This is a genomic window from Sulfitobacter sp. L-8 (assembly GCF_056859255.1).
Window position 1 is genome coordinate 13405 of the sequence record NZ_JBSXOD010000036.1, and the last position, 21981, is coordinate 35385.

Consider the following 21981-nt stretch of genomic DNA (forward strand, 5'->3'; position numbering starts at 1 on the left):
GAATCAATTTTCAAGAGAAAGCGTGTGTGACCTTAGCCAGGCCATGAAGCCGCGCGGATCTTGCCCATGGGTGGCGATTTGATCTGGGGTCAGGGGATGCCCGACAATTGGACCCTGGGGTTTGTTGCACGCATGGACGATCTCGTGCAGCAGCAGGCCCTGTCGCAGCATCGGTGAAAGTTTATTGGCAATCTGATAGGCACGGCTGTTTTGACCAGGGAATTTCATGGGCACCACCTGCGCCCCGGACCGCCTGATCATCTTTGCGGTAAAGACGTTCCATTCCGCTTCAACCGCTGGTCCGAAAAACGTTTGAGAAGCCGCCACCACCCCAGATGGGAAAAGCGCCACGACGCCACCAGCTTGGAGATGCTTCATTGCCTTTGCCCGCATTTCCACACCCTTGCGCTGCGCGTCGGGGTCATGCGGGAAGGGTACGGGGATCATATAGCTCCCTGCGACTTCGTCGATAGATGTCAAAAGCGACCGGGTCAGAATGCGGTAGTCCGACCGGACGCGCCCGATGAGATCAGCAAAGATCATGCCATCGACCATGCCATGAGGATGGTTCGCGACGATGATCACCGGGCCGGTTTCAGGAATGCGGTTCAGTTGCGCCTGTGGCGTCGTAAGATTAATTCCCATCGTATCGAGCGCGGCACGCCAAAATGCCTGCCCCGTCGGGGCTCCTTGTTTTTCAAATTTTCGGATCAGCCGCAGGACAGTCAATCGACCGGTCAAAAGCTCTATCAGACTGATCACCCCCGATTTGATCGGATGATCGAATGTGGACGCATAAGACAGGCTGCTTCGGTCATACTTCGTGAATTTCACGCCTTCATCTGATGAAAGGCGCGTTTCAGCGGGAAGCGTCGTTTGCGCTTCATCCATCATAGAACGCTTCCCGAACGCAGATCGCGGCTTCTGGAGTGTATTTCACAATGCTCAATTACCCTCACCAAACTTGTCGGCGACCAGGGCTGTCAATGCTTCGGCCAAGGCGTCTTTGTCTGGGCCGGACAACTGCACGTCGATTGTCGTGCCCTTGGACGCCGCCAGCATCAACAATCCCATGATACTATCGCCGGAAGCCGACATTCCATCTTTGCAGACTTCGGCGCGGGCATCAAAAGCTTCTACGACTTCAACCAGTTTAGCGGATGCACGGGCATGAAGCCCTTTTTCGTTTACAATTTTCAAAGATATTTGGGTCATAGTCTATTAGCCTTGTTAATCTGCACTGACGTTCTGACTATCAATGTACTTTCTTCCTGCTGCCAACGCCGCGCGTACCGCATCAGGAACATCAAAGTCCCGGGACTTTGCGAGTTTGATCAACATTGGAAGATTGGCACCGTAGAGAATCCTGCGATTTTCCGGACGACAGGCAAGCAGGCTTAGGTTCGACGGGGATCCTCCGAACAGATCGGTGACGACGACCACACCGTTGCCAGTGTCCACATCATCGGCCGCCTGACAAATCTCGCGCTCCTTGGCGCTTCGATCATCATCCGCTTGAATGGAAATCGCACGAACGCCGGCCTGCGATCCAACGACATGTTCGATCGCGGCCAAATACTCTCTGGCCAATCCGCCATGTGCGACTATCACGATTCCTATCAATGCCGCTTCTCTTCCTGTAAATTTTGACCCAGCTCGCGGTGCCTTATTGACACCTGCCAGCCTTCTTTCGCAAGCCTCAAAGCCAGAAACTCTGCCAAGGTAACAGAGCGGTGTTGCCCGCCGGTGCAACCAAACGCAAGAGAGATATGGGATTTGCCCTCAGTCTTGCAAGCGGGCAAGATCAAAAGACTGAGATCGAGGACCTGTTGGGAAAACGGCGCAAAAAGCGGGTCTTCGCTCACATATCTAGCAACCTCGACGTTCGTCCCGTTCAATTGCCTCAACGACGGTTCCCAAAACGGGTTTCGCAAAAATCTGCAATCAAAGACCATGTCGGCACTGCGGGGGAGGCCTCTTTTGTAGGAGAAGGATTGAACGGATACGTTGAGGCTATGCTGACCATCGCGTGCGAACCAATGCTCGACTTCGCGGCGGAGCTCGTGGACATTGAGTTCAGTGGTGTTGATCAGCACGTCAGCCATCGCTTGGATCGGTGCCAACAATTCTTTTTCGCGGCGTATGCCTTCGACCGGACTATCGGAATCCGCCATGGGGTGACGCCGGCGGGTTTCGGAAAATCGACGCAAAAGCACGTCTGTCGCGCAGTCGAGATACAGCAGCTCGACACTTACGTCGGTAAGACTTCTCATCTGCATCAGCAATTCTGCGATCATATCCGTCGAAAAGTCACGGTTTCGCGGATCTATCCCCAAGGCCATGGGGCGCAATTGCCCCGGAGCGTCCAAAAGAGCCCGTAGCATCCGCAGCGGGATGTTGTCGATTGCCTCAAACCCAGCGTCTTCGAGTACGTTCAACGTCGAAGACCTCCCGGCCCCGGCGGGGCCTGTCACCAGGACGATACGTCTGGTCGTGCCAATCGGGTCAGTCATCAAAACTTTGTTTCATTGTCTTGAGGTATAAAAAAACAGAAGCTGGAAAGTGATTGCCATTAACGCGCCTCAAGCTGGGAATGCGGACGTCCAGTAAAGTTTTGTAGTACGGCTTTGGAAGTCTGTCCGTCTCATCGTTATCCAAATCTACGATGAGGTAAATGGGAATGTCACGAATATAGGGTAGCGCCAGCAATCCAATGCCACGCGCCTCGATCATCCCTTCAATAGGTTTGGGGGCACTTGCGTGTAGCACTCCGTTCTTTTCGACCAGATCGGTGCGGTCATCAGCCACCAATACAGCCCCAAGCGAAATCAACTGTAAGGCGAGTGAGGATTTACCCTGCCCAGATGCTCCCAGGATAAGAACTCCGCGCCCGTCGACCGCGATTGAGGTGGCATGAACGTTTGTTTTCATGGACCAAATTCAGATTGGTAAACCTACGACAAAACGTGCGCCAAGTGGTTCTGACGTAATGTCAGCTTCGGTTGGGCGAATATTTTCAGCCCAGATCACACCACCATGAGCTTCGACAATTTGTTTGGAGATCGCCAGCCCGAGCCCGGAATTATTTCCGAAATGTTCATCCGGCCGCTGGGAATAGAAGCGTTTGAAAATTTTTGTCAACGCTTGATCCGGAATGCCTGGTCCGGTGTCTTCGACAACGACCAGAACCCGATTTTCACGCTTGCGCGCCCAGACCCGGATCGCATCCCCGTCTTCGCAGAATGACACTGCATTGGTGATAAGATTGACAAAAACTTGCGCCAACCGCGCTTCCAACCCGTGAACGATGATTGGGGTGTCAGGCAGATCGGTGATGAAATCAATGCCGCGCTTCCGGGCGTCATCCCCTAGATACTGACCGAGATTGTCGATCATTGTCAGCAGATCAAAGGGTTCCTCCTCCTCTTTGACCAGTTCGCTGTCCAGACGCGAAGCGTTCGAGATATCACTGACCAACCGGTCGAGCCGGCGCACATCGTGATCGATCACGTCCAGCAGCTTTTCGCGCTGATCCTCGCGTTTGATCAGCCGCAACGTACCGACCGCCGACCGCAGCGACGCCAACGGGTTCTTGATTTCGTGAGCGACGTCAGCGGCAAATTGTTCGTTCCCGTCTATACGGTTGTAAAGCGCAGAAACCATACCGCGCAAAGCACCGGAAAGCCGGCCAATTTCATCGGGGCGCGCGGTAAGATCAGGGATACGTATACGGCCAGGGTTCATTTTGCGCGCATCCTTGTCGCGACCCAGTTCGGCGGCTGCAGCAAGATCGGCAAGCGGGTTCGCAATAGTCGATGCCAGAACAAGGCTAAGCCCAATCGAGACCAACGTCGCGATCACAAACATTTGCAGCACGCGTTCGCGTTCCGCCCGAACAAGCCTGTCAATCTCGCCAGCCGCAGAACTTACGGCGATGACACCGATTGGCGTACCGTTTTGTAAGATCGGAGTAGCGACCGTAAAAAGATTTCCCCCAGCCACATCAAAGTTATTCCGAATTTGTGTGCCGCCCCCAAGCGCAGCGACCGCAATGGGCTTTAGCTGTTCTTCGACCGGGATCTGTTTTGGGTTGACACTTATGTCAAACGGGCCCGAGATCGTGGACCATAGCCAGCTTAGCCCATCGGTAAGCCAGGTCTTGTTCGCCCGTGGTGTTGTGCCACCGGTTTGCACAGCACGGCCTGCGGTCTGGGCCAAAAGCGTTTCATTAACATCAAGTACGAAAACTTCGATGCCGGTTCGCAGGTCAAGCTGTGCCAGGCTGCCCGCTACATCCAGCGTAGCCAGGTTGACATTGGTACCGACAGGCAGTTGCGCTTCGAAAACATCGGCAATCAGTTCAGCTTCAGCGACCAACGACGCGCCTCGCTGAACCGCCAGGCTGTCCCGGGAAGAGTTAAGGTATAGAATACCCGCGACAAGCACGTTCAGTGCGATCAGGTTGAACGTGATGATTTTCCGCGTCAACGGCGACGCGCGTAGCGAGAATATCCCGCGACGGGCGCGTTTCTGTTGCAATTCATCAGTCACGGTATTGTCCGGGGCGACCCAGTCGTCGCCCAATACAACATCACCGCCCCGGGTGGGTGTGGTCATGTCTCGCACAAAATTCCTTTCGGCAATCGCCATGGCTTAGATCACTCTTCGTTGTACCGGTAACCGATGCCATAAAGTGTCTCAATCGCTGAGAATTCATCGTCCGCAGTCCGCATTTTTTTGCGTAGGCGTTTGATGTGGCTGTCGATGGTACGATCGTCGACGTAAACCTGATCGTCATACGCGACGTCCATCAACTGGTCTCTCGACTTAACAAAGCCCGGTCTTTGGGCCAAAGCCTGAAGCAACAAGAATTCGGTCACTGTAAGGGATACATCTTTTCCCTTCCAGCTTACCGCATGACGAAGAGGATCCATTCGCAGTTCACCACGTTCGATAACCTTTGTCTCTTCGGTGTCTCCGACTTCGTTGGTTTCGACGGCGTCCTGACGGCGCAAAAGCGCGCGAATACGTTCCACCAGCAACCGCTGACTAAAAGGCTTCTTTACGTAATCGTCGGCCCCCATGCGCAAACCCAACACTTCGTCGATCTCATCATCCTTGGACGTGAGGAAGATAACGGGCATCGCGCTTTTCTGACGCAGTCGTTGCAACAGATCCATTCCATCCATGCGCGGCATCTTGATATCCAACACCGCCATATCGGGCAATTTCTTGTTGAACGCATCCAGTGCGGCTTGCCCATCGTTATATGTTTCCACCTCAAAACCTTCAGCCTCGAGGGTCATTGAAACGGACGTCAGGATATTCCTGTCATCATCCACCAACGCAATTTTTGACATTGCCTGCTTCCTTTTTAAGCTGCTCAATTAACATTTGTTTTTCTTCTATTGATCATCAATTTACAGCTGCGAATCAATCACAAAGTGCGAATCACTTCCCATCATAGTCGTATTTTCGCCACAATTTAGTTAGGAATGGCTAAATTGACGCACATAAAGCGCAAAATCCCAAGGTATTTCGGCGCGCGACGCTATTGTTTTCGAACTAGACGGATAAACACCGACATGATGGCGCTAACTGCGCCAAAGCTACCTGTTCATATCATAAATTGACGTGCTATGAGGCGACTATGGTCGCACTGGCCTAGCCATTTGTGCAAAAATTTGCCGCCAAAAATTGGCGTAGCTACAGGAGACATCACATGACATTAGGCCGCGTAAATCCGCAGTTTCGCCTCGAAGACCAAGGCATCAGCGGGCTAGGTAATGTCTATTACAACATGATCGAACCCGCGCTGGTCGAAGCTGCGCTGCAACGTGACGAAGGGACGCTTGGCAAGGGGGGAACCTTCCTGGTTACCACAGGTAAGTTCACCGGCCGGTCTCCCAAAGACAAACATGTGGTTAAAACTGAGAGTGTCGCAGATACAATCTGGTGGGATAACAACGCCGCGATGTCACCCGAAGGGTTTGACGCGCTCTACCGCGATATGCTTGCCCATATGGAAGGGCGCGACTATTTCGTCCAGGATTTGATCGGTGGGGCCGACCCGCGACATGCAATCAACGTGCGTATGGTCACCGAATTGGCATGGCATGGACTATTTATCCGTCACATGCTGCGCCGGCCAGAACGTGACGCGCTGGATGACTTCATTGCAGATTTCACCGTGATCAACTGCCCCAGTTTTTCCGCCGATCCGGAAAAGCACGATTGCCGGTCTGAAACCGTGATCGCCATGAATTTTGACAAGAAAATGATCTTGATCGGGGGCACAGAATACGCGGGCGAGAACAAGAAGTCCGTCTTTACGCTTTTGAACTATCTACTGCCTGAAAAAGATATCATGCCGATGCATTGTTCGGCCAATCACGCTACCGGCAATCCGGTTGATACCGCAGTGTTCTTCGGTCTGTCCGGGACGGGAAAAACAACGTTGTCGGCCGACCCGGGCCGGACGTTGATAGGGGATGACGAACATGGTTGGTCAGACCACGGCACCTTTAACTTCGAAGGCGGGTGCTATGCCAAAACAATCAGCCTAAGCCGCGAAGCCGAGCCTGAGATCTATGCGACCACCGAAAAGTTCGGCACCGTCATCGAAAACATGATTTTTGATGAAGAGACCAAAGAGCTGGACTTCAATGACGACTCCCTGACAGCGAACATGCGTTGCGCCTACCCGCTGCACTATATCTCCAATGCATCGACCAAGGCGACCGGCGGCCACCCTAAGAACATCATCATGCTGACGTGCGATGCGTTCGGCGTGCTCCCACCCATCGCGCGTCTGACCCCGGCGCAGGCAATGTATCACTTCCTGTCTGGCTTCACCTCCAAGGTCGCGGGCACCGAACGGGGAGTAACCGAACCGGAGCCTACGTTCTCGACCTGTTTTGGCGCACCATTCATGCCACGCCGCCCCGAGGTCTATGGCAATCTACTTCGTGAAAAGATCGCGACCCACGGTGCCACGTGCTGGCTGGTCAACACAGGATGGACAGGCGGCGCACACGGTATCGGCAGCCGGATGCCGATCAAGGCGACCCGCGCGCTATTAACCGCAGCGCTCGAAGGGGCGCTTGCCGGTGTAGAATATCGCAAAGACCCGAATTTTGGGTTCGAGGTACCGGTTTCGGTCACAGGGGTTGCGGATATTCTGTTGGATCCCCGCCGCACATGGGACAATCCGGAATCCTATGACCGCCAGGCCGCCAAACTGGTGAAAATGTTCTCGGAAAACTTCGAGCAATACATGCCATACATCGACGAAGACGTAAAAGCTGCAGCCATCGGTTGATAGCCATCATCTTAGCAGAAGCCGCTTGATGTCGCGGCTTCTGCACAAGACGATCAGGCTGCCAGGCCAGAAAGCGGCATATCCAGTATATACTGCAAATCATCGCTTCCCATATAAGACATGAAACCCTCGATGGGCACGTCTTGTCCGGTCAGGAACCAATGCAGCGCACCTGGTTCGGTATGCATATAACCGTGCCGCGCGGGAAACCCTTTGTAGACAACTGAATTTTGCATGAAAGCGACGACATGGTCCGGCTTCCAGTGTTGAATCGCTTGCCAGAATGCGTATCGTCCCAACACGGACGATAACCCCACATTGCGGAATTCACGCGGCGTGGTGCCAACCCAAAACTCTCCGTGATAACAAACCTGGCCCGAGATGCGGTGCGCGCCCGGCCCCGGACGGTAACGCGAGCGTTGCAAATCGATATCCACACCAGGCGGCGGGAAGTCCTTGTATGAGCACCGCATATATTCGGCGAGGTTGGCCCCTTGCAAATCCAGCAAACGCATCGCCTGGGTGTGCATGACTTCACCCTTGCTGTTGTGCCCGATTACCCAAAACGCATTTCTCTGCGTCAGGGTATGCAGCTCAGGGTCGAACGGCATGCCGAGCACATGGTCCGGGCGTGCTTTCCCAAGAATTTTCCTATAGCTGTCAAAGTCGTAACCGATGGTTACGGTAATCCCCGCGCTCTGTAGCAGCGCTGTACAATTTGCTGCGAACCGTTGATCGTCTTGAAAACTTTGTAACGTCACTTGCGGTCTCCTTCGATCCAATAGAGTTCGAAGTTTAACCCAATTTTATGAGTCTGGCTTGCCTTTCATGAAGCACCTCAAATTGACACGACGGCATCGGCAGGCATGGCGGCAAGCGTGCTTTGGTCCAGGCCTGAGATTGATATCACCCGTGATCTGTCGATCGCAGCAATCAACGCAAAGCTTCCGTCAGGAAAACGACTGGCCAACAAGAGTCTCTTATATGCCAAGGGTGTAGGTTTTTCACCCTCACGTCGTGGAATCTGCGTGACCACTTCGTCCAATCGGACACCGCCATTTGCCCGGACCTCCCGAAAGGGCCCGGTCAACATCGCCTCAAATTCCGAGCCTCCCGGGAACTGTCGCAACGGGCGTCCAATACTGCTGCGCGCAATCTTCCACCCCCACCATCTGGTATAAAACGATTCTTGCCCCAGCTCTGTGCAGATCCATCCGTGCGGCGAATCGCGATAAACCAATATATAGGGCCGCAAGGACTGAAACTCCGGATGCTCAAGTTCTCCCCGGCTGGAACACCAAGCATGGAACACTTTGCGTAGAATGGGCGATTCCTCTCCCCAGATTTGGGTCAGCGACTGTTGCTGCTGATAGAAAGCCCAGCCGTTTGGATGCTCGTGCGATAATCGCATCAATCCGCCCACACTGCGCAGATCGCCCAAAGCCCAGGTCTTGCACCGCGCCATGATCTCCAACGCTTCGGGCAAAGCTTCTTCCCCGCGCGCCGTCAGGTGATATCTGCGGTCATCGACAGCGAATAACGTGGCCCCCATCAATTCTTCAAGCTGAGCGATATGACGGCGGACGGTTTGGCGCGTGCTGTTAAGCTCACGCACCGTATGGCTAAGGTTCAACGTTCTGGCCAGAACGGTGAAGGAACGCATCATTTCATAAAGCAAAGCCGGAACTTTGCTTTCGCCCACCTCATCCACAACGTTCTGGAGATCATCGCTCATAAAAGTCTCTGACGGTAAATAAATAATACATCGATAACGATTGTATAATACATCAATGGTACATATGTAACCTGAAATTGAACGAAACTATCCAATTGATCGTAAAGAGAGTTTTGGGGATGACTATCCCAATAACAACCAGAGGTATTAATGACATGTCCCACCCAGTAGATATCCATGTCGGGAAAAAGCTAAAACAAGTTAGAACATTGCGTCGACTGTCCCAAACTGATGTCGCCAAGAAGTTGAATCTATCTTTCCAACAAATTCAAAAGTATGAAATCGGCTCCAACCGTGTGGCTGCAAGCCGGCTATTTGAACTTTCCCAGATACTTGACGTGACGCCTTCGTATTTTTTCGAAGGCCTGCATGACGAACAGAGCGAAACACCAAAATCAGACCCGAGCGTGGAAATTGTCAGCGCTTTGGCCGCGATAAAGGATGATGCTGTAAAAACCCGCATCGTTACATTTATCGAAGATGTCTCCGGCGTCACCGTCAGCCGGCAAGGGCAGTAGTTTCAAGCAAACAGTCCGCGTCTGACCAGGTTTGCGCCCACCACCAACAAAATGAAAAGCGTGGCCTTGCGAAATGATGCCTGGTCGATTCGATCCATGATCTGGGCACCCAACCACATGCCCCCCAAAGCCGGCAGGACCAACGAAATCGAAAATGGTAGCGTTTCGCGGTTCAAAACGCCGGACCCGATATGCGCGAACATAAGCGCAATGGCCCCAAGCCCGTAGACCACGCCCTGAACGCGCATTTGGTCGTGTTTGGGCGTCCCTAGGGCCGTCAGATATGCCACCGTCGGGGGCCCCCATACGCCCGATACACCTCCGATGGCCCCGGCGAATCCACCGATCAAAACCTCGATTTTTGATGACCGCTGGGCAAGAGTGAAACTGCGCCCCGTGATTTGCCAAAGAGCAAAAAACGTTATCGGCACGCCAATGACCAGCAACATCGTTTGCGCATTCAAGAAGCGTACCATCTGCGCCGATGCAACAAGGGCCACCCCTCCCGCGATCAGGAATACCTTGAACAGCTTCGTAGAGGCCCACGCGGCCCTGACACCCTGACGAAGAGCCTGAAACAGGTTGGTCGTGACCGTAGGCAGGATCAAGCCGGCCAAGGCGACGTCGGGCGGTAAGAAGGTTATCAAGCCCGAAATCAGAACCAACGGCATGGCAAAGCCCACTACCCCTTTGATGAACCCCGCGACCATAGCAATGGCGAAGGCGAACATCATTTGTTCGGGCGTGATGAAACTGAAAAACATATCCATTTGTCTCTAATATCAACAATCCAACCGAGCGCACGAAAATTCATCCGCGCAATTATCGATCAAATTACCGCTTATAAACGTATCTTTATTGTGCTGCACCTGCGAAAGGGTTATGTCAGTCCCAAGCTGAAAAAGGGACCGTTGAATTGGCACATGATGGACAACACGCAATGACAGGCTCGCAAATCATTCTTGGCGACCTCCTCAAATTGGCGGCAGACGCGCTGCCTCCCGTGAATGACGTTCTTGACAAGGCCACGGCGTCCGTTCGTCGGACCGTAACTCACGACGGTCGGGTATCAAACGACCTGATAGAGGCGAACCAGACAGCCGCTCATGGCCTTGCGTGGTTGGCAACCTATGTGCAGGCACTCAGACAAATGCAGCTTTGGGCTGAAAAACTCTCTGCCGAGGACAATTTCACCGAAGTCGAACAGCTTATTTTCCAGATCGGTTTCGGCGAATATCTGGCGCAGATTTTCGGTGGCATCGCAATGAACCAGGGCGAGATGCTGCGCTTGCATGATCTTGGACTGGCGCAGAGCGATCAGCAATGCGCAAACGATTCCGCAATCCAGACCCTTATACAACATGGCAACACCCAAGCTGCGCGCACCCGTCTGGTTGAACTTATGCAAGAGCACAGTGCCAACATCACCGTAGGTCGCACCGGCCTCGATGATGAGCTGGAAATGATTCGCGAACAATTTCGTCGTTACGCGGTAGAAAAGGTAGAGCCGTTTGCCCACGAGTGGCACCTCAAAGACGAGCTGATCCCGATCGAGGTCATCAACGAATTGGCTGAACTGGGCGTATTCGGCCTTACCATCCCCGAAGAATACGGCGGGCTGGGTTTGTCCAAAGCCTCTATGTGTGTGGTCTCCGAAGAACTGTCGCGCGGTTACATCGGCGTCGGTTCGCTGGGCACCCGGTCTGAAATCGCCGCCGAGCTGATTTTGGCAGGTGGCACCGATACGCAAAAATCCAAATGGCTACCCCGCATCGCCAGCGCCGAAACCTTGCCGACTGCTGTGTTCACTGAACCGAATACCGGGTCTGATCTTGGTGCCCTGCGCACCCGTGCGGTCAAGCACGGCGACAATTACAAGGTCACCGGTAACAAGACCTGGATAACCCACGCGGCCCGCACTCACCTTATGACGCTCTTGGCCCGTACCGATCCCGATACGACAAATTACAAGGGACTCTCGATGTTCCTTGCCGAAAAGCTTCCAGGTGACGATGAAAATCCCTTTCCCTCGGCGGGCATGACCGGTGGCGAGATCGAGGTTCTCGGATATCGTGGGATGAAGGAATACGAGCTGGGCTTCGATGGCTTCGACGTCAAAGGCGAAAATCTGCTTGGCGGCGAAGAGGGTAAGGGCTTCAAACAGCTCATGGAGACGTTTGAAAGCGCGCGTATCCAAACCGCGGCCCGTGCAATCGGCGTCGCGCAATCGGCGCTCGACATATCCATGCAGTATGCGATCGACCGTAAGCAGTTCGGCAAGTCGTTGATCAGCTTCCCGCGGGTTTCGTCCAAGCTTGCCATGATCGCAGTGGAGATAATGATCGCCCGCCAACTGACCTATTTTTCCGCCTTCGAAAAAGACGAAGGACGGCGGTGCGATGTCGAGGCAGGTATGGCCAAGCTATTGGGCGCGCGCGTCGCCTGGGCCGCTGCAGACAACGGCCTGCAAATTCATGGGGGCAACGGTTTCGCACTGGAATACAAGATCAGCCGTGTGTTGTGTGATGCCCGCATCCTCAATATTTTTGAAGGGGCTGCCGAAATACAGGCACAGGTCATCGCGCGGCGCCTGCTTGGCTAAGGGCAGAAGGGGCGCACCGTCAATCCGTTCGCACACACACTGCCCTGATGTCCGGTGCCCCCTGCCCATTCGTTCTTCCAACGACGGCCCTCACGCTGGGGCGCCCCCGGCATGCGACGCTTCAGCGCTTGCGACTGAACGCATCGATGTATCGGGCACGCGCTTCGGGCAACGGCTTCCCCCCCAACCCGCGCGCCAAATGCTGCTCCAGAAAATATCCCGTGGTCTTGAGCCCCGCCGCGACTTCAGCATCACTGGCATCACCTTCTCCAAGAAGCACCGCCGGCAACGGCAGCAGTTTATCCGCCCATTCCCCCGCGCCCCTCTGGGTGACGGCCCGGCCCGACTTCGGCGATACGAACACCAGCCCCTTCCGATCACCGGTAACGGCACAGCGGCTCAAATCCAACCCGTAACCCAGTTCTTCCAACAGGCTCAATTCCCAATGCAGATAAGCCAGAGGCCACAGGTCGCCCTGCCCCAGCAAGTCCAACAAGGATTGCGTTCTATGGTACAACGGTACATGCGGTTCACGCTCCGGGAGCCCGAATGAAAGCAACGCCGTCACGGTGTTCAGCCCCGCCAAGCTCATCCGATCACCCATAGCCGTCACCGCTCTGCTGCGCACGGGTTCAACCGTAAATGCCCCAATATGCTCCTCCAGTCGAGCACGCCACGCGACATCCAATTGGGCACCCGGCTGCAAAACGGGCGCGATCTTGCGGCTCGTACCGCCGCGTACGATCCCCAGATGTCGACCTTGGGTCGGAGTAAACACTTCGATAATGGTCGACGTTTCCCCATGTCGTCGCACGCTCAGCAAAATCCCCTGATCGCGCCACTCCATCACCTCAACCCCTCATCGAACAACAGATGGCGGCCTTGCCGGTCCTCTACCTCGATCACCCAGACATCAGGGTCAAATCCCCGTTGCTTCTCGATAGACGCATCAACGTCGGCCTCGCATCCAGACACCAACTCGACCCAAACGCGCTCACCGGTCTCCAGGTCAAAGCCTTTGTGAAACAACAATGCATTACCGTCCAGGGTCGCTAGCTTGACTAAAACCGCCCCCCCGGTGTCGTCGCCGTGGGCCACGACAAACGCGGGAATGTCATAGACCCTAAGCCGGGCCAGATACGCATCTACCCAAAATCGCGCCGTCAGTCGAGACATGGCATCACCCACCTTCCAAATGGATACAAATCCTCCCCGAAGGGTCGATCAGCCAAAAAGTCAGACATTGCCGTCGTTGAAGTCCAGCCCCATTTCCGAATAGCGTTCGGCCTCGTCCAGCCAGTTCGGCCGCACCTTGACCTGCAAGAACAGATGCACCTTGCGCCCCAGAAACTCCTCAAGCTCCTCACGCGCTGCCTTGCCCACAGATTTGATGGTTTCGCCCTTTTGCCCCAGTACAATACCTTTGTGCCCGTCACGGATCACATAGACGATTTGATCAATCCGTGCCGATCCATCCTTGCGCTCTTCCCAGTTTTCGGTTTCCACCGTCAACTGATAGGGCAACTCCTGATGCAACCGCAGCGTCAGCTTTTCTCGAGTCATTTCCGCGGCGATCATCCGCATCGGCAAATCGGCAATCTGATCTTCCGGGTAAAGCCACGGCCCTTGCGGCACTTCGGTCGCCAGCCACTGGCGCAAGGCATCTACGCCATGGCCGCGCTCGGCGGAAATCATGAAAGTCTCCGCAAACGGATAGCGCTCGTTGATGTCCTTGCTCAGGCCTAAAAGGACCGGCGCTTCAACGCGGTCGATTTTGTTTATCGCCAGCGCCACCTTGCCACTGTGTCCGATATTGGCAAGGGCTTCCAAAATGCGCTCGACACCCTCGGTTACTCCCCGGTTTGCCTCAATCAGAAGAATTACGATATCCGCATCCGCAGCGCCCCCCCAGGCTGCCGCAACCATGGCGCGGTCAAGCCTGCGTCGCGGCTGAAACAAACCAGGTGTGTCGACAAAAACCAGCTGGCTTTCATCGTGCATCGCAACTCCGCGGATACGGGCGCGGGTGGTTTGCACCTTATGCGTAACAATTGATACTTTTGCGCCGACCATCCGGTTCAGCAGCGTGGATTTGCCCGCGTTAGGCTCACCGATCAGGGCGATAAAGCCGGCCCGGGTGGTCATGAATTTTTCTCCAATTGTGCGAGTAACATTTTTGCCGCGGATTGTTCAGCCTGGCGCTTGGAAGGTGCAACCGCCACGGCATTGTGTCCGTTTTCGATCTGCACCCTTATCGTAAACAACGGTGCATGGTCCGGTCCCTGACGGTCGGTCTGCACATATGCCGGGGGCGGAAAGCCTCTTGCTTGCGCCCATTCCTGCAAAGCGGTCTTCGCATCACGCGCATCTTGTTTGACCGTGTGAATGCGGTCATTCCACAACCTCAGGATCAGATCCTTGGCCGCCGGAAATCCGGCATCCAAATAAACCGCGGCGATAATCGCCTCGATCGCATCCCCAAGCAAAGCTTGCTTGCGGCGACCACCGGACAGCATCTCGGACCGCCCCAATCTGAGAACAGAACCGATTTCGATTTCGCGTGCCACATCGGCGCAAGTTTCCTTGCGGACCAATGCGTTGAACCGGGGGGCCAATTGCCCTTCGGTGGCACCCGGATCAAGCATCAGCAACGCTTCGGCCATCACCAGACCCAGCACCCGGTCGCCCAGAAACTCCAGCCGCTGGTTGTCATCCCGATTGGCCGATGACATCGACGCATGTGTCACCGCGCGATTCAGCAATTCGGGCTTGGTAAAGTGATACCCGATGCGGCTTTCAAAAGCCTTGAGATCCGCGCTCAGCTTCACTTGATTGCTTTGAAGAAACGGTCGCTGCGCCACGTCCAGAAAAACAGCATGGACCGTCCTGCCGAACTGAATACAATCCGGTCGGCGCGGCCGATAAGGTTTTCGAACGGCACGAACCCGACCCCACCCGCCAGTTGGGCAAGACGGCTATCGGCCGAGTTATCGCGATTGTCGCCCATGAAAAAGTAATTCCCTTCGGGTACAGTATAGACCCCGGTATTATCGGACGCTTGGTTGCCAATATTCAATATCGCGTGTTCGACACCATTCGGCAATGTTTCAATCTGACGGGATTTCTTGCACTCTCCGCCTTCGCCGACGGCACCATTCTCGCAACGTGGACGCATCCCCTGGGGGCCTTGTCTCGTCATCTCTTCGGTGAACACCCCGTCGTCACGCAGTTTGACGGCTGTCCCGTTAATACTGACCACGCCATTGGTCACCTGTATCTTGTCACCGGGCAGTCCGATCAATCTTTTGATATAATCGCGGCCTGACACTGGGTGGCGGAACACGACAACATCACCGCGTTCTGGTTCCGACCCGAACAACCTGGTATTGTCGCCATCAAATACGCCGCAAATATCTTTTGCATCCACCTCGATCCCAAATCGCGGGATCATTATGCTGGGGCAGGACGCGTAGGAATAGCCATAAGCCATTTTGTTCACAAAAAGGAAATCACCGATCAGAAGGGTCTCTTTCATTGATCCCGAGGGGATCCAGAATGGTTGAAAGAAAAGTGTCCGAAACACGCCCGCAATCAACAGAGCATAGACGATTGTTTTGATGGTTTCGACAAATGCGTTGCCGGTCTTTTCCTTGGCGGCCATAGGGGCGCTCCTGATAATCTGTTTGATGGCTACATGCGGCCACCATCAGCGCGAGTCAAGCAAAGCCATGCCTGTGCACGCCCCGATAGGGCACGATGCTACCGTTAAGGTGTTTTCAACGTTGTAGGCACGGCTTCAATCACCACAAATGCCTGCGCCCAGGGATGATCGTCAGTCAACGTGACATGGATTATCGCCTCGTGTCCGGCCGGGGTCATCTGCTCCAGACGTTCCGCCGCCCATCCTGTGACCTCCATCACGGGCTGGCCTGTATGCAAATTGCTAACGGTCATGTCACGCCAGGCTATTCCCATTCTCAGCCCGGTTCCAAGCGCCTTGGAACAGGCTTCCTTGGCGGCCCAACGTTTGGCATAGGTGCCAGCTATATCGCGACGACGTTCTGCTTTTTGTTGTTCCACCTGCGTGAATACCCGGTTCCGAAACCGGTCCCCAAAGCGGTCAAGCGTTCCTTGGATACGCTCAATATTGGCCAGATCAGTTCCGACACCTAAGATCATAGGGACGCCCTTGTTCTTTTTGGGATTTGATATGCCTTCATGCGCAGACCACGGTTTGCATTTTCAGGCCCTGTTACCTGACAGATTTTCTAATCAGCACGCGCATCATCCATCAGACGGCGCATTTCGTGTATGGCCGGACCAAGACCCAGAAAAATCGCCTCGCCTATCAGAAAATGCCCGATGTTCAGCTCCTGAACCTGCGGAAAAGCGGCAATGGGCGACACTGTGTCATACGTGAGGCCATGGCCCGCGTGGATCTCCAGACCGAGCTCATGCCCATAGCGTGCCATCTCCTCAAGCTTTTGCAGTTCTTTTTGTGCTTCCTCCCAATGCCCTTCGGCAAAGGCGTCACAATAGGCCCCGGTGTGTAGTTCGATAACCTCGGCACCTATCCGATTTGCCGCCTCGATTTGACGCCGGTCTGCGGCGATAAAGATACTGACGCGACAGCCCGCTTCGCGCAAAGGTGCAATGAAATGAGCCAGACGGTTTTCTTCGCGCGCGACCTCTAATCCGCCTTCAGTCGTGCGTTCTTCGCGCTTTTCGGGGACAAGGCAAACCGCATGAGGTTTATGGCGCAACGCGATGGTCTGCATTTCCTTGGTCGCGGCCATCTCGAAGTTCAGAGGCACGTTCAGGACTTCTTGCAACCCTTCGATATCTGCGTCGGTAATATGGCGGCGGTCTTCTCGCAGATGGGCCGTGATGCCGTCGGCACCGGCCTCCTGTGCGGCGCGCGCTGCACGCAAAGGGTCGGGATAGGCACCACCACGAGCATTTCTGACCGTGGCTACATGGTCGATGTTAACTCCGAGTCTAAGCTTACCTTGTGCCGCCATGATCTTTTCCTTCTCGTAATGACCGCTCTGCACCACGTTTTGCTTCAGCCTTCGCCGCAGCCTTTTTCTTGAGCGCCTCGAACTTCGCCTTTATCACCCCACTGCGACGTTTTTGATACGCGCGCAACAACGGAACCGACAGGTAATAGGCGACCGTTGCACAAATCATTCCGGGAACGATACCCCCGATAAGATACGGATAGAACACCTGTCGCCAAAACACTGCAAGCCCGGTCCAGTCCATATCGCGACTGGTGAAAATTGCCACGAGATTTCCCAAAAGATCATGACCGGCGTCAAAGAACTTACCGCCGAAAGATCGGTTTTCACCTTCCACCATCGTGGTTCCAAGGATCCAGTGCCCCATGGAAAGCGATGACAGCCCGATAGGAACATAGGTAAGCGGATTACCGAAAAAGGTACCCATCAATGCCGCAAGAAGGTTTCCACGCATCACCCGCGAGATCAACGCGGCGACGATGAAATGCAGGCCGTAAAACGGCGTGAACGTCGTGAAAACGCCCGCCCAGATACCGCGCGCGATACGCTCGGGCGTATCGGGAAGCCGCCGCATCCGGTGTTTGACATAGTGAAACGCACGCGTCCATCCGCCACGCGGCCACATGAATTCAGCCATGGCGCGCAATGTCGGCTTTGGATCGCGGCGTTTAAATATCAATGGTTCTTCCTTGGCACTAAGCTGCGTGGTCGGGTTATGCGCCTTTTTCGCCTTGCTTTGGTTGCTTCATATTGCGGTATCGACTGATCTCGGCCACCTCGCTTTCGGCCTCGAGCGTCGGCATCAGGGAATGCAGATGCTCGATGTCTCGAAGCTCGACATGGATCAACAATCGATAAAAATCGGGTTTTCTGTCTAAAAATTCCAGATCCGAGATATTGGCCTTTGACTGACCTATCAAGGTGCAGATCCGCCCCAACACCCCTGCCCCGTTACCGATGGTCAGATCCAGAGTCGCCCCGTAAACCGACGGGTGCGGACCATCATGCCAGCGCAGGTCCAACCACCGCTCGGGTTGAGCTTCGTAGGCAGACAACCTTTCGCAGTCGATAGAATGGATGGTGACACCCTTGCCACGATAGGTAATCCCGACGATGCGTTCACCGGGCAAAGGTTCGCAACACGGGGCACGGTCATAGGACTGGCCTGGCTCAAGCCCGACAACGGCCCGCTTTTTGTCGATCTGTTCACCAGGTTTAGGTTGGAGATTGGGATAGACCGCCTGGACAATTTCGCGCCCCGTCAGTTCGGCCGAACCCAGCCGGGCCAACAGATCTTCTACGTCGGCAAGCCGTAGATTTCGCGCGGCGGTGCGCAGGACCTTTTCGGTTGCGGTTTTATCCATTTGCTCGAATGCGGACCGCGCGAGCTCTCGGCCCAGACTAACAAACCGGGCCCTGTCGACCTCGCGGAGCGAGCGCCGGATCGCGGTCTTCGCCTTGCCGGTCGTCGCGATGTCAAGCCATGTCACCTGCGGCGTCTGGCCCTGTGCTGTTATGATCTCGATGGACTGACCATTCTTGATGCGCGTCCATAACGGCACGCGCATGCCGTCGATTTTGGCACCGACACAGGCCGATCCGATCCGCGTATGAATCGCATAGGCGAAATCAATAGGGGTCGCTCCGCGGGGCAGCTTGACCACTTCGCCCTTGGGCGTGAAGCAGAACACCTGATCCGCGTACATCTCAAGCTTGACGGCCTCGAGAAAATCTTCGTGATCTTCTTCGGAGTCCAACTGCTCCGTCAACTGTGCGACCCATTTGACGGGATCCACCGCGAACGGGTTGCGGGTCCGAACCCCGTCGCGATACGACCAATGCGCCGCAACGCCGGATTCTGCAACATCGTGCATCTGGCGGGTCCTGATCTGGACCTCGACCCGTTTGCCGTCACGGCCCGAAACCGTGGTATGGATCGAGCGATACCCGTTCGATTTAGGCTGACTGATATAATCCTTGAACCGGCCAGGAACGGCCCGCCAACGTCCGTGAATGGCACCAAGCGCACGGTAGCATTCATCCTCGGAGTTCGTAATTGCCCGGAAACCATAAATATCTGACAGACGGGAAAAGGATTGCTCTTTTTCCTGCATCTTTCGCCAGATCGAATAGGGCTTCTTGGCACGGCCGAAGACTTCAGCCTCGATGCCTGCCTTCTCCAACTCGTGGCGCATGTCACCAGTGATCCGCTGAATCACGTCGCCGGTTTCGCGCTGCAACGTAATGAAGCGCCGGATGATCGACTGCCGCCCTTCGGGGTTCAATACCCGAAACGCGAGATCCTCAAGCTCTTCGCGCATCCACTGCATACCCATGCGGCCCGCAAGTGGCGCATAGATGTCCATCGTTTCGCGGGCCTTCTGAATCTGCTTATCGGGGCGCATCGACTTGATGGTGCGCATGTTATGGAGCCGGTCCGCGAGCTTGACCAGGATCACGCGTAGATCCTTGGACATAGCCATAAAGAGCTTGCGGAAATTTTCGGCCTGCTTCGTCTCAGTTGAATTCAACTGCAAGTTCGTCAGCTTGGTCACGCCGTCTACCAATTCGGCGACATCGCGGCCAAACATCTCTTCTACCGACGTAAATGACGCCTTGGTATCTTCGATCGTATCATGAAGGAGCGCCGTGATGATTGTCGCATCATCAAGCTGCTGTTCGGTCAGAATTGCGGCGACGGCAACCGGATGCGTAAAGTAAAGCTCACCAGAATGACGGTACTGGCCTTCGTGCATGCGCTGGCCATAGTCAAAGGCCAGACGAATCTGATTTTCATTTGTTTTAGGGTTATAGGCGCGGACAAGCGCGATAAGGTCGTCAGCCGTAATGTCGGCGGTATTCATGCCTGTCCTGCCTTATTGCCCCGCAGGGCGCGGGCGTTAGCCCTGCCCCTGTGCCGCCATTAACTGCCGCAAGAGCATCTCTTCAGACATGTTGTCTTCTTCAGGCTTATCCTGTTCGCCACCCATAAGCAGGGCCATTGCGTCTTCTTCGGGTTCATCGACCTCAATCTGGTGCTGGTTGCTTTCGATCAGACGCTCACGAAGATCATCTGCCGATTGGGTTTCATCAGCAATTTCACGAAGCGATACAACAGGGTTCTTATCGTTGTCGCGATCCACGGTCACCGGAGATCCCGCAGCAATTTCACGGGCACGATGCGCGGCAAGCATGACGAGCTCGAACCGATTTGGCACTTTATCTACACAATCTTCGACGGTGACGCGGGCCATAGGGATGCTCCAATCATGAATCCTTCAAGAAGCCGACTATTTAGAAGCCATCGTTCCAATTTACAAGGGCTTATTCGACCAGTCTCACGCCCTTTTTATCTTCTGCGGGCAAAGCGTTCAACATCTCGCGTACCGATTTTTTTAGTACCGGATGCACCCATTCCGGCGCAACATCTGCCAAAGGAACCAGAACAAACGCGCGGTCTTGCAATCTGGGGTGCGGCAAAATCAGCTCGGAAGGTGCTTGATGTGCCTGTTCAATTTCCGAGAGCCGTCGCCAATGCAGATAGGTTTCAACGTCAGGCCGAATCTCTGTATCAACGGCCAACAGGTCAAGATCAATGGTTCGAGGACCCCATCGGACCAAACGCTCACGCCCAAACCTTGTCTCGATTCTGTGTAAAAAATTCAGGATTTGCTCTGGGCATTGAGAAATTGAAATTTTTATTGCCGCGTTGATAAAATCTGGACCCGACCCACTAGGGTGTGCATAGGTTGTATAGAGCTTACTGCACGCGAGAATCTCGGCCTCTGAATTTTCTATAATTTCCATTGCTTGCAAGACAGTATCCTTGGGATCGCCAGCAACCGACAATTGATTACTTCCCAGTGCGATCAGGGCAATGTTGTCTTTGGTAGGCCGATCATTGCCACTCGCAGTATTTGTCTTCACTTGCCGCCCCTTAAAAAATCCTTAGTCATACACAAATTGTAATATGTACGAATACAAAACATTATGAATTTATTCTACATTTCACGCGCCGACGTTTGGATAACGACGCATTTAAAAAGAGGTCGATAATGTTTTACAAAGACGAACGACTGGCGTTGTTCATCGACGGGTCAAATCTGTATGCTGCCGCAAAGAACCTGGGCTTTGACATAGACTATAAGTTGCTACGTCAAGAGTTCATGCGCCGAGGCAAACTTTTACGCGCCTTTTATTATACAGCCTTGTTGGAGAGCGAAGAATACTCACCGATCCGCCCGTTGGTTGATTGGCTGAACTACAATGGTTTCACGATGGTAACGAAGCCTGCGAAAGAATATACCGACAGCATGGGTCGCCGAAAGGTGAAGGGCAACATGGATATCGAACTGGCGGTCGATGCGATGGAGCTTGCTCCGCATCTTGATCACATCGTTATCTTTTCCGGCGATGGCGATTTCCGCCCCCTCGTGGAAAGCCTGCAACGGCAGGGTGTACGCGTATCCGTCGTCAGCACCATCCGCAGCCAACCTCCGATGATTTCGGACGAACTGCGCAGGCAGGCCGACAATTTCATTGAGCTCGAAGATTTACGGGATGTGCTTGGCCGTCCGCCCAGGGAAGAGAATGAGTGAAAAATAACCCGTGCCATCATGTACTGACAACACGGGCAGAACATCTGAAAATGCCTTTCGCGGTCGCTAGTAATTCACGCTTCGCATGCCCCCAGTTTACCCTAGGGAAGCGATTCGGACCATACCACTCTCCCGTAAATTGTTAAGATGTTAAAATTCATGGGGAAATCTTAGTTTTCTGAAGAT

General features: G+C 54.4%; 25 protein-coding genes. 4 read left to right on the forward strand and 21 right to left on the reverse strand.

Annotated features, from left to right (window positions below; all coding sequences use genetic code 11):
• Positions 1 to 3: 3 nt before the first annotated feature.
• The 7 genes from AC13DE_RS04355 to AC13DE_RS04385 are packed head-to-tail and all read right to left on the reverse strand — an operon-like array spanning position 4 to position 5360.
• Positions 4 to 894: a lysophospholipid acyltransferase family protein gene (locus AC13DE_RS04355; protein WP_446297567.1), complete on the reverse strand. Its 891-nt coding sequence runs from the start codon at positions 892 to 894 to the stop codon at positions 4 to 6.
• 51 nt (positions 895 to 945) lie between these two features.
• Positions 946 to 1215, reverse strand: a complete 270-nt coding sequence (locus AC13DE_RS04360) for an HPr family phosphocarrier protein (protein WP_446297568.1) — start codon at positions 1213 to 1215, stop codon at positions 946 to 948.
• A 15-nt stretch (positions 1216 to 1230) separates the two neighbouring features.
• The gene (locus AC13DE_RS04365; protein WP_446297569.1) at positions 1231 to 1623 is read right to left on the reverse strand and encodes a PTS sugar transporter subunit IIA; all 393 of its coding nucleotides are present in this window, start codon (positions 1621 to 1623) and stop codon (positions 1231 to 1233) included.
• Positions 1620 to 2513 carry an RNase adapter RapZ gene (gene rapZ / locus AC13DE_RS04370; RefSeq protein WP_446314286.1) on the reverse strand — a complete coding sequence of 298 codons (894 nt, stop codon included), beginning with the start codon at positions 2511 to 2513 and terminating at the stop codon, positions 1620 to 1622. Before rapZ ends, AC13DE_RS04365 begins: the two co-directional genes overlap by 4 nt.
• On the reverse strand, positions 2506 to 2931 hold the full coding sequence (locus tag AC13DE_RS04375; protein ID WP_446297571.1) for an HPr kinase/phosphorylase: 426 nt from the start codon (positions 2929 to 2931) through the stop codon (positions 2506 to 2508). The genes rapZ and AC13DE_RS04375 overlap by 8 nt, the downstream gene beginning before the upstream one ends.
• 9 nt (positions 2932 to 2940) lie before the next feature.
• Entirely contained in the window at positions 2941 to 4617 is a 1677-nt protein-coding gene (locus AC13DE_RS04380) for a sensor N-terminal transmembrane domain-containing protein (protein WP_483047162.1), read from the reverse strand.
• Positions 4618 to 4658: 41 nt separating this feature from the next.
• Positions 4659 to 5360: a response regulator transcription factor gene (locus AC13DE_RS04385; protein WP_446297573.1), complete on the reverse strand. Its 702-nt coding sequence runs from the start codon at positions 5358 to 5360 to the stop codon at positions 4659 to 4661.
• Positions 5361 to 5722: 362 nt separating this feature from the next.
• Between AC13DE_RS04385 and AC13DE_RS04390 the strand changes: the two genes are divergently transcribed.
• The gene (locus AC13DE_RS04390; protein WP_483047163.1) at positions 5723 to 7321 is read left to right on the forward strand and encodes a phosphoenolpyruvate carboxykinase; all 1599 of its coding nucleotides are present in this window, start codon (positions 5723 to 5725) and stop codon (positions 7319 to 7321) included.
• 53 nt (positions 7322 to 7374) lie between these two features.
• Here AC13DE_RS04390 and AC13DE_RS04395 read toward each other — a convergent pair whose 3' ends face one another.
• Both AC13DE_RS04395 and AC13DE_RS04400 read right to left on the reverse strand, forming a co-directional pair.
• Entirely contained in the window at positions 7375 to 8082 is a 708-nt protein-coding gene (locus AC13DE_RS04395; protein ID WP_446297575.1) for a hypothetical protein, read from the reverse strand.
• 77 nt (positions 8083 to 8159) lie between these two features.
• Positions 8160 to 9056: a helix-turn-helix domain-containing protein gene (locus AC13DE_RS04400; protein WP_483047164.1), complete on the reverse strand. Its 897-nt coding sequence runs from the start codon at positions 9054 to 9056 to the stop codon at positions 8160 to 8162.
• Between the two features lie 155 nt (positions 9057 to 9211).
• Here AC13DE_RS04400 and AC13DE_RS04405 point away from each other — a divergent pair, with 155 nt between their 5' ends.
• On the forward strand, positions 9212 to 9574 hold the full coding sequence (locus AC13DE_RS04405) for a helix-turn-helix domain-containing protein (protein WP_483047165.1): 363 nt from the start codon (positions 9212 to 9214) through the stop codon (positions 9572 to 9574).
• Positions 9575 to 9576: 2 nt separating this feature from the next.
• Here the strand turns inward: AC13DE_RS04405 and AC13DE_RS04410 are convergent, their stop codons facing one another.
• Complete coding sequence (locus AC13DE_RS04410; protein ID WP_483047166.1) at positions 9577 to 10344, reverse strand: sulfite exporter TauE/SafE family protein; 768 nt, start codon at positions 10342 to 10344, stop codon at positions 9577 to 9579.
• A 146-nt stretch (positions 10345 to 10490) separates the two neighbouring features.
• Between AC13DE_RS04410 and AC13DE_RS04415 the strand changes: the two genes are divergently transcribed.
• A complete protein-coding gene (locus tag AC13DE_RS04415) occupies positions 10491 to 12176 on the forward strand; it encodes an acyl-CoA dehydrogenase family protein (RefSeq protein ID WP_483047167.1) in 1686 nt (561 codons plus the stop codon).
• Positions 12177 to 12297: 121 nt separating this feature from the next.
• On the opposite strand, the gene recO is transcribed toward AC13DE_RS04415, so the two are convergent.
• The 11 genes from recO to folK form a co-directional block, all read right to left on the reverse strand.
• On the reverse strand, positions 12298 to 13023 hold the full coding sequence (gene recO, locus AC13DE_RS04420) for a DNA repair protein RecO (RefSeq protein WP_483047168.1): 726 nt from the start codon (positions 13021 to 13023) through the stop codon (positions 12298 to 12300).
• Positions 13023 to 13352 (reverse strand): DUF1491 family protein, encoded by a 330-nt coding sequence (locus AC13DE_RS04425; RefSeq protein WP_446297580.1) that lies wholly within the window; start codon positions 13350 to 13352, stop codon positions 13023 to 13025. The genes recO and AC13DE_RS04425 overlap by 1 nt, the downstream gene beginning before the upstream one ends.
• 60 nt (positions 13353 to 13412) lie before the next feature.
• Positions 13413 to 14321, reverse strand: coding sequence for a GTPase Era (gene era, locus AC13DE_RS04430; protein WP_483047169.1), 909 nt, complete (start codon positions 14319 to 14321; stop codon positions 13413 to 13415).
• Positions 14318 to 15004 carry a ribonuclease III gene (rnc, locus tag AC13DE_RS04435; RefSeq protein WP_446306546.1) on the reverse strand — a complete coding sequence of 229 codons (687 nt, stop codon included), beginning with the start codon at positions 15002 to 15004 and terminating at the stop codon, positions 14318 to 14320. Before rnc ends, era begins: the two co-directional genes overlap by 4 nt.
• Positions 15001 to 15837 (reverse strand): signal peptidase I, encoded by an 837-nt coding sequence (gene lepB / locus AC13DE_RS04440; RefSeq protein ID WP_446296636.1) that lies wholly within the window; start codon positions 15835 to 15837, stop codon positions 15001 to 15003. The genes rnc and lepB overlap by 4 nt, the downstream gene beginning before the upstream one ends.
• 104 nt (positions 15838 to 15941) lie before the next feature.
• Positions 15942 to 16355, reverse strand: a complete 414-nt coding sequence (gene acpS / locus AC13DE_RS04445; RefSeq protein ID WP_483047170.1) for a holo-ACP synthase — start codon at positions 16353 to 16355, stop codon at positions 15942 to 15944.
• A gap of 89 nt (positions 16356 to 16444) precedes the next feature.
• Complete coding sequence (locus AC13DE_RS04450; protein ID WP_446296634.1) at positions 16445 to 17197, reverse strand: pyridoxine 5'-phosphate synthase; 753 nt, start codon at positions 17195 to 17197, stop codon at positions 16445 to 16447.
• A complete protein-coding gene (locus AC13DE_RS04455) occupies positions 17181 to 17876 on the reverse strand; it encodes a DUF2062 domain-containing protein (RefSeq protein ID WP_446296633.1) in 696 nt (231 codons plus the stop codon). The genes AC13DE_RS04450 and AC13DE_RS04455 overlap by 17 nt, the downstream gene beginning before the upstream one ends.
• 34 nt (positions 17877 to 17910) lie before the next feature.
• The gene (locus tag AC13DE_RS04460) at positions 17911 to 20061 is read right to left on the reverse strand and encodes a RelA/SpoT family protein (protein WP_446314281.1); all 2151 of its coding nucleotides are present in this window, start codon (positions 20059 to 20061) and stop codon (positions 17911 to 17913) included.
• Between the two features lie 36 nt (positions 20062 to 20097).
• Positions 20098 to 20451 (reverse strand): DNA-directed RNA polymerase subunit omega, encoded by a 354-nt coding sequence (gene rpoZ / locus AC13DE_RS04465; RefSeq protein WP_446296631.1) that lies wholly within the window; start codon positions 20449 to 20451, stop codon positions 20098 to 20100.
• Between the two features lie 70 nt (positions 20452 to 20521).
• Positions 20522 to 21124, reverse strand: coding sequence for a 2-amino-4-hydroxy-6-hydroxymethyldihydropteridine diphosphokinase (folK, locus tag AC13DE_RS04470; protein WP_483047171.1), 603 nt, complete (start codon positions 21122 to 21124; stop codon positions 20522 to 20524).
• Positions 21125 to 21252: 128 nt separating this feature from the next.
• Between folK and AC13DE_RS04475 the strand changes: the two genes are divergently transcribed.
• The gene (locus tag AC13DE_RS04475; RefSeq protein ID WP_446296629.1) at positions 21253 to 21795 is read left to right on the forward strand and encodes a LabA-like NYN domain-containing protein; all 543 of its coding nucleotides are present in this window, start codon (positions 21253 to 21255) and stop codon (positions 21793 to 21795) included.
• The last annotated feature ends 186 nt before the right edge of the window (positions 21796 to 21981 follow it).